Origin of the sequence: Armatimonas rosea, assembly GCF_014202505.1 — a bacterium.
In the GTDB taxonomy this organism is placed as follows: domain Bacteria; phylum Armatimonadota; class Armatimonadia; order Armatimonadales; family Armatimonadaceae; genus Armatimonas; species Armatimonas rosea.
Map to the genome: position 1 here is coordinate 858,329 of NZ_JACHGW010000004.1, position 7,719 is coordinate 866,047.

Consider the following 7,719-nt stretch of genomic DNA (forward strand, 5'->3'; position numbering starts at 1 on the left):
GAAAACCTCACCGTCGAGGGAGGGCAAGAGCTTTTCCGTCTACAAAAATGCCCTCCTGCCCACGTGGTGATCCTCCCAGGCGAAGCGTACAGAAGCTTAAAGCGAGTGTGGAAGCAGAAAACAGTCCCCTTTTTGTCGGGACGTTACGGAACGTCCCGTCCCCCGACCAACCGATGAGCAGCGTCGGTACCGTTTTCGCCGTATACTAACCCCATAGTCACGTAGGAAACTACGGATTCAAGCGATCTACTCCACCGGGAGTAAGGTCGCTTTTTTATTCAGGGCCAAATAGAATCAATGGTACAATAGAAGGCCATGAAGACTCCTCTATCGAGGCGGACCTTGCTTAGAGGCGCAGGAGTTGGGCTGGCGCTTCCGTTTCTTGAGAGCATGCAGCCGGCACTAGCACGGACGCAACCCACAAAGCCGCGCCGGATGCTAGCGATCTGCAACAACTTGGGGTTGCTCCCAGACTACTTCTTTCCCAAAACCACCGGGCGCGATTACGCATTGTCTCCCTATCTGGAGCTCCTGCAGGCGCACCGCAACCACTTCACGGTCTTTAGCGGTGTCTCCCACCCCAATGTGGACGGCGGCCACCCCGCCGATGTTTGTTTCCTCACCGCCGCACCCCATCCGGGTAGCAGCTCGTTTCGTAACACGATCTCTCTGGACCAGTTTGTCGCGGAGCGTATCGGCATCCAGACCCGGTTCCCATCACTGACCCTGGGAGTCAATACGCGCTCGCGGAGCCTCTCTTGGACCGGTACGGGAGTGGCGATCCCCCCCGAGGACAAGGCGGCAGAAGTCTTTAGGCAGCTCTTTCTGCAAGGCAATGCCGCCGAGGTTGCGGCACAGCTTCAGCGGCTCGATACGGGGCGTAGTATCTTGGATACCATCGCGGGGCAGGCCTCCGAGCTAGAGCGTACTGTCTCCGCCCACGACAAAGAGCGACTAGACCAGTACTTCACCAGTGTCCGCGATCTGGAGCACCGGCTCACCGTCTCACGCGGCTGGGAGAATAAACCCAAGCCCGTCATCAAAGCCCCCGTTCCTGTCGATCCAGGCTCTCCTGCGGCGTACATGGACAAGGTAAAAGTGATGTACGACCTCGCTCGCCTCGCCTTTGAGACCGACTCCACGCGTGCGATCACACTGATGCTAGAAGGGGTGAGCTCACCCGTGCTGGAGATTGCGGGAGTCAAGATCACCGATGGTTACCACAATCTCTCCCACCACGGGAAGTCCGAGAGCAAGCGTGCTCAGCTCAAGGCAATCGACGAGTGGCACATGAAGCTCCTCGCGGATCTCTTCACCAGCCTGGAAGCCACGAAGGAAGGCGACGAGTCCCTCTTGGATCGCACCATGGTGCTCTACGGCTCCAACTTCGGCGATGCCAACACCCATGTCACCACCAATATGCCCGTGATCCTGGCGGGAGGAGGGTTCAAGCACGGCCAGCACCTGGGCTTCAGTACGCAGCAAAACTACCCTCTACCCAATCTCTATGTCTCCCTGCTCCACCGCTTCGGCCTCGAAGCCGATCGCTTCGCCTCCTCCACCGGCACGATGCGTGGTCTGGAGCTCACCTAGATGGACACTCGTCTTTCTATTCTCCTGTCCACCATGCCCCTCACCCTTTCGGCACTTCCTCTGAGCCCCGCTCCGCAAGCGGCCAGAGGCGTGCAGGGACAGGCCTTTGTCCCTAAATACTGCGTCTCCTGCCACCCAAGCCCTGAGAAACTTGACCCCGTAAAGATGCACGATCGCGTCCAGGCAGGAGAGATGCCGCCCAAAGACGCATCCTTACGCCCCAGTCCCGCAGAGCGTAGCGCGTTTCTCAGCACACTGGCGATGTCGATCACCACGCAGGAGAAAGCGCAGGATGCTCGCCAGGGACGCGCGACTCAGCGGCGGCTCAATGCCTACGAGTACGAGAATGCACTCCGGGACCTCTTACACGCACCTTGGCTTCAGATCCGTGGGCAGTTCCCCGACGATGGCGAGGCGTTTCGGTTCAACAAAGTCGGTGAGGCCCTCGATGTCTCCCATGTCCACCTCGCACGCTACCTCACCGCCGCTGACTACGCTCTCCGCGAGGTGATCCGCGCACACGAGAAGCGCACGCAGCCCCAGACTCAGCGCTACTACGCCCGTGACCAGAAGACTCTCACGAACACGTTTACGCAGAACCCCTTCAATACCTCGCCCGATCGCCAGTGCTACCCCGTGCTGGGGAGTACCGCGCAGCCCGACGTGCGCAATCGACGTGCCCCGCTCACGGATCCCGCCACCCGCGAGCAAGAGGCGGTCGGCTGGGTCTCAAGCAACTATGTCACCGGCTTCACCTACCGCTGGGACCAGTTCAAAGCACCTGTCGCCGGACGCTACCGTGTTTCCTTCCGTGGCTACACGCTTTGGGCTGCCCCCGGTGGCACACAGCGGCGCTTCACCAGCGGGAGCGATAAAGTGGGGACGCCTGGCAAGCCCCGCCCCGATGTGCCTGATTACGACAAGCTCACGCCAGGGCGCACGGTGGAGCCCATCACGGTCTATACCCGAAATGGTACTCTCAACCGCAGGGTCGGTGCTTTTGACCTTACCCCAGAGCCAACTCGCCACGAGATTGGAGAGGTCTGGCTTGTCGGTGGAGAAACACTCGTCCCCGATGCCTCCCGTTTCTACCGGTCTCGTCCCCCCGCCTTTAAGAACCCCCTCATGACCAAGGACGGCTGTCCCAGTGTCGCGTTTCAATGGATGGAGGTAGAAGGCCCTCTCAACGACGAGAGCTCTGACGCGGGCTACCAGCTTCTCTTTGGTGGTGACCAGAATCCGGAGCGACTCCTGCGCCGCTTTCTGAGCGCAGCCTACCGCGGCCCGGTAGACGAGAGCGATCTCCAGCGCTTTTTCAAGCTCTACCAGGAGCGCCAGAGCGCGGGCCTCAGCACCCAAGAGGCACTTCTCGCCACCTACACCGCCGTGCTCGCATCGCCGCGCTTTCTCTTCCTACAGGAGAAACCTGGCCCCCTCGACGACAGGGCGCTCGCGACGCGTCTGGCACTCTTTCTTTGGAACTCCACACCCGATGCCACGCTCCGAGAACGTGCGACCCAGGGTACCCTCCATCGCCCCGACGTGCTCCGTGCGGAGACCGAGCGCCTGCTCAATGACCCCAAGGCCCACCGCTTCACTGAGGCGTTTCTGGATTACTGGCTGGACCTGCGCAAGATAGAGGACTCCACTCCGTCAACCACGCTCTACAACGACTACTATCTCGATGATGCGTTAGTGGAGGCCGCGATGCTGGAGTCACACCTCACGTTTGAGGAGCTCGTGCGCCAGAACCTGCCCGCCCGCAACGTGGTCGATGCAAACTTTATCTTTACCAATGAGCGCCTGGCAACCCACTACGGCCTCCCTGAGGTTAAGGGGGTCGCGATGCGCCGGGTGACACTTCCCCCCAATAGCCCCCGTGGGGGTTTTCTCACGCAGGCCAGTGTGCTTAAAGTGACCGCCAATGGCACGACCACATCCCCGGTGCTGCGCGGCAAGTGGGTGATGGAGCGTATTCTGGGCTACGAAGTGCCTCCACCGCCCCCCGTTCCCGCCGTGGAGCCCGATATCCGGGGAGCAGTGACCATCCGTCAGCAGCTCGACAAGCACCGCGCCGATCCGAGCTGCGCCTCGTGCCACAGCAAGATCGACCCACCAGGCTTTGCCCTAGAGAGCTTCGACGTGATGGGAGCCTGGCGTGAGCGCTACCGAGGGATTGATGAAACCAAGCCGCCTGAGAAAGGGATTGGAAAGAACGGCCAGGCATTTGCGTTCCACCAAGGGTTGCCGGTGGACTGCTCGGGCAAGCTCTCCAGTGGCACCCCCTTCACCGATGTACGCGACCTGAAGCACCTACTGGCCCAGGATGAGTCGCCCCTTGCGCGCAACCTCGCCAAGCAGCTCGTGATCTATGCTACCGGAGCCCCCATCCGCTTTAGCGACCGCGCGGCGCTAGAGAAAGTGCTCACGGAGACCAAGCCAAGCCACTACGGTGTCCGGAGCCTCCTCCATGCTGTAGTCCAGAGTGAGTTGTTTCGCCAGAAGTGAGCCGGAAACGAGAGCTCCAACGGCTACAATGCAACAATGGCTTTACTACCAACGGGAACGCTCACTTTTCTCTTCACCGACATTGAGGGCAGCACGAAGCTCTGGGAAGCGCATCCCGAAGCCATGCGCGGGGCTGTCGCTCGACATGACGCACTTCTTCGACTGGCCGTCGAGCAGAACAAGGGGGTCGTCTTCAAGACGACAGGAGATGGTATTGCCGCCGCGTTCGCCCTAGCCCTCGATGCCCTCACCGCGACCGTGGACGCGCAGCAAGCCCTACTCACCGAACCATGGCCCCAGGTGACGGTGCTTCGCTCACGCATGGGCTTGCACACGGGCTCAGCAGAGCTGCGCGACGGAGACTACTTCGGCACTACACTCAATCGTTGCGCACGACTGATGGCGGCGGGGCATGGCGGACAAACACTGCTCTCCGATGTCACCCATCAGCTGACCCGGGATGCTCTGCCACCGGATGTGTCTCTGCGCCTTCTGGGAAAGTATCGACTCAAGGACCTCACACGGCCCGAGACGATCTTTCAGCTGGAGCACCCGACGCTGGTTGCAGAGTTTCCTGCACTGCGAACCCTCGATGCTACGCCCAACAACCTGCCCCAGCAGGTGACTAGTTTTATCGGTCGAGAAAAGGCAATTGCCGATGTCACCACGCTTCTGGGAAAAACACGCCTGCTCACGCTGATCGGCTCGGGGGGGGCGGGTAAGACGCGCCTCTCTCTGCAAGCCGCCGCCGACCTGCTAGAGCAGTACCCCGACGGCGTCTGGCTGGTGGAGCTCGCGCCGCTTTCCGAACCATCGCTGGTGCCTCAAACGGTCACGTCCGTCCTTGGCATCAAGGAGCAGGCAGGGCAAGCGATGACCCAGACACTCACCAGTGGACTCAAAGAGAAGAAACTCTTGCTCCTTCTGGACAACTGCGAGCATCTGCTACTTGCCTGCGCCCAGATGGTAGCCGCCTTGATCCGTACCTGCCCCAATGTAACCGTGCTGGCAACGAGCCGTGAGGCACTGGGCATCGGTGGCGAGTACGTCTACCGTATCCCCTCCCTCTCGTTGCCGGACTCGAAGCTGAGCAAGACGGCAACAGTCGCAAGCCTGAGCCAGTTCGAGGCGGTGCGGCTGTTTATCGACCGGGCACAAGCCGTCAGGTCTGACTTTGCCGTCACCAACCAGAGTGCACCCGCACTTGCCCAGCTGTGCTACCGATTGGACGGAATCCCTCTGGCCATCGAGCTTGCCGCAGCTCGGGTGCGCTCGCTCACCGTGGAGCAGATCAACGACAAGCTGGACAGCCGCTTTCGTCTCCTAACGGGGGGAGATCGGTCCGCACTGCCACGCCAGCAGACCCTCCGTGCTCTCATTGACTGGAGCTACGACCTCCTGAAGGAAACGGAGAAGACGCTCCTGGCGCGACTGTCCGTCTTTGCAGGGGGGTGGATACTTGAGGCCGCAGAAGCAGTCTGTGCCGGCGACGTTGTGGAAGACTGGGAGGTGCTAGATCTGCTGACAAACCTTGCCGATAAGTCGTTGATCCTCTCTGAGGAGACGTCGGGCGAGCAGGCAATGCGCTACCGAATGCTGGAGACGGTTCGCCAGTACGCGCAGGAGCGGCTCTCGGCGAGCGAGGAAGAGAGCAAGGTTCGGGAGCAGCATGTTGGCTACTTCACTGCACTCGTGGAGGAGGCGGAGCCAAGGCTGAGTGGACCGGAGCAGCTACTGTGGCTCAACCGTTTGGAGGCCGAACACGATAACCTACGCGCGGCGCTGGATCGCTGTGCGGCGGAGGTAGATGCGGCAGCGGCTCTCTCAGGCCTGCGTCTGACGGCAGCCCTGCAGAGCTTTTGGGCCGTGCGCGACTACCTAAGCGAAGGGCGTGTCCATCTAGCGCGGGCGCTGGCCCAGAGGCAGGTGGCGGAGACGGGCGCGACAGACGCACCGGGCAACGTGGCGGTAAAGCAGGCAGTGGCCCGTGCGCTAAACGGAGCCGGTACTCTCGCCTTCTTCCAGAGTGATTATGTCGCGGCGCGAGCGCACTATGAGCAAAGCCTTCCCCTCTACCGTGAGATCGGCGAACGCGGAGCGGTTCCCGCCGCGCTGATGAACATAGGCAATGTCGCCTTCTGCCAGGGCGACTATGCCGCCGCGCAGCGAGTGTGCCAGGAAAGCCTTGCCCTCTTGCGCGAGCTTGGGGACAGTGGGGCAATCCCTTCCGCACTGATGAATGTGGGTTATGCCACCTTCTGTCTGGGCGATTATGCAGCCGCACGGTCGCTCTTTGAAGAAGGTCTTGTCCTGTGCCGTGAGAGCGGCAACAAACAAGCCATTGCCGGTATGCTGGGCAACCTGGGCAATGTCGTCGGTATCCAGGGCGACTACGCGCTCGCACGGTCGCTGTTGGAGGAAAGCCTTGCGCTCCAACACGAGCTCGGCAGCAAGGGCGGTCTTGCCGACGGCCTGTACTACCTAGGTGGCCTCACGTTTCATGAGGGCGACTACCCAGCGGCAGCGGCACTCTACGACGAAAGCCTGGTTCTCTACCGTGAGGTCGGCAACCTGGAAGGTGTCCTCTACAGCCTCTCGGGCCGGGCATCGGTCCGGGCAAACAGCGAAGACCAGGTTGACGGACAGCAGGCTGCCCTACGGTGGGCGGCAACGCTCTGGGGGGCGTCGGGTGCACTGGAGGAGAGTCTGGGCGCACCGCTTCCCCCGCACTACCGGGCAGAGCAGGACATCCAAGTGGCAAAGGCCCGAGCGATGCTGAACGACGATGTGGCTTGGACAGCGGCATGGGCTGAGGGTGCGGCGCTCTCGTGGGAGCAGGCTGTAAAACTCGCACTACGCGAATAGGCTGCAGCCGAATAGTGCCCGAGAAGCCGAAGAACTAGGGTCTGTGGATGGCTGCGCAAGCTCTGGGGCTTTCATTACCGCTTAGCTTTTTGGCGTCCAGCGGTACTGATGCCGTAGGAGGCGCTCCTTTTGGATAACTTTGCCCCCCACTTTGATCGTTCGGTAAAGCTCGACATCAATCCGTCCGGGGCCAAGATGGACGACTCTTGGGGTCAAGGTGACGGTGCGACCCGGCGGGGGAGCGCCCCAGAGCGTGGCCTGAAGCGTTTGGCCGATAAACGAGTATCCGATATAAACGGGCCCACGGGTCGTGTTGGTGAATTTCAGATCCTTATCGCCGTAGGCCACCGTCGCATCGCGCCCGAGTGGCAGGTAGCTTACCGGACGGGAGTGGGGATTGACCGCATCAATGCGCAGTCCGGCAAGTGCAGCCGCGTTGAAGAGAGTTCCGGTGACCTGCGAGACGCCGCCGCCCACACCAGGAACCGTCTCCGCAGCGACAAAAACCATGGCGGTTCGGTAGCCACGTGCCTGTGTCCGTTTGCCAACGACCTCATTGAGCGAGAAAGTCTCACCTGGAGAGAGCAGCGTCCCGTCGATGCTCTCGGTGGCAATGGAGATATTGTGGTTACGCTTGGCCACCGCGCTGGTCTTTGTGGTGAAGCGAGCCAAAATTCCCTTAATTCCCTTGAGCTTCTCGACAGACAGAGCCGGCGGAGTCTTTTCCAGTGTGACCATAAAGCGCGTCGTCGT

General features: G+C 61.1%; 4 protein-coding genes. 3 read left to right on the top strand and 1 reads right to left on the bottom strand.

The genetic code is table 11. The features are described from left to right. The first annotated feature begins 315 nt into the window (after positions 1-315). From HNQ39_RS23390 to HNQ39_RS23400, 3 genes are all read left to right on the top strand, one after another. Positions 316-1,593 (top strand): DUF1552 domain-containing protein, encoded by a 1,278-nt coding sequence (locus HNQ39_RS23390; protein ID WP_184202634.1) that lies wholly within the window; start codon positions 316-318, stop codon positions 1,591-1,593. A 165-nt stretch (positions 1,594-1,758) separates the two neighbouring features. Then, positions 1,759-4,101, top strand: coding sequence for a DUF1592 domain-containing protein (locus HNQ39_RS23395; protein WP_184202636.1), 2,343 nt, complete (start codon positions 1,759-1,761; stop codon positions 4,099-4,101). A gap of 36 nt (positions 4,102-4,137) precedes the next feature. After that, positions 4,138-6,966, top strand: a complete 2,829-nt coding sequence (locus HNQ39_RS23400) for a tetratricopeptide repeat protein (protein WP_184202637.1) — start codon at positions 4,138-4,140, stop codon at positions 6,964-6,966. Between the two features lie 81 nt (positions 6,967-7,047). On the opposite strand, the gene HNQ39_RS23405 is transcribed toward HNQ39_RS23400, so the two are convergent. Further along, the coding region (locus HNQ39_RS23405; RefSeq protein WP_221290263.1) for a VanW family protein at positions 7,048-7,719 on the bottom strand (672 nt) is incomplete at its 5' end.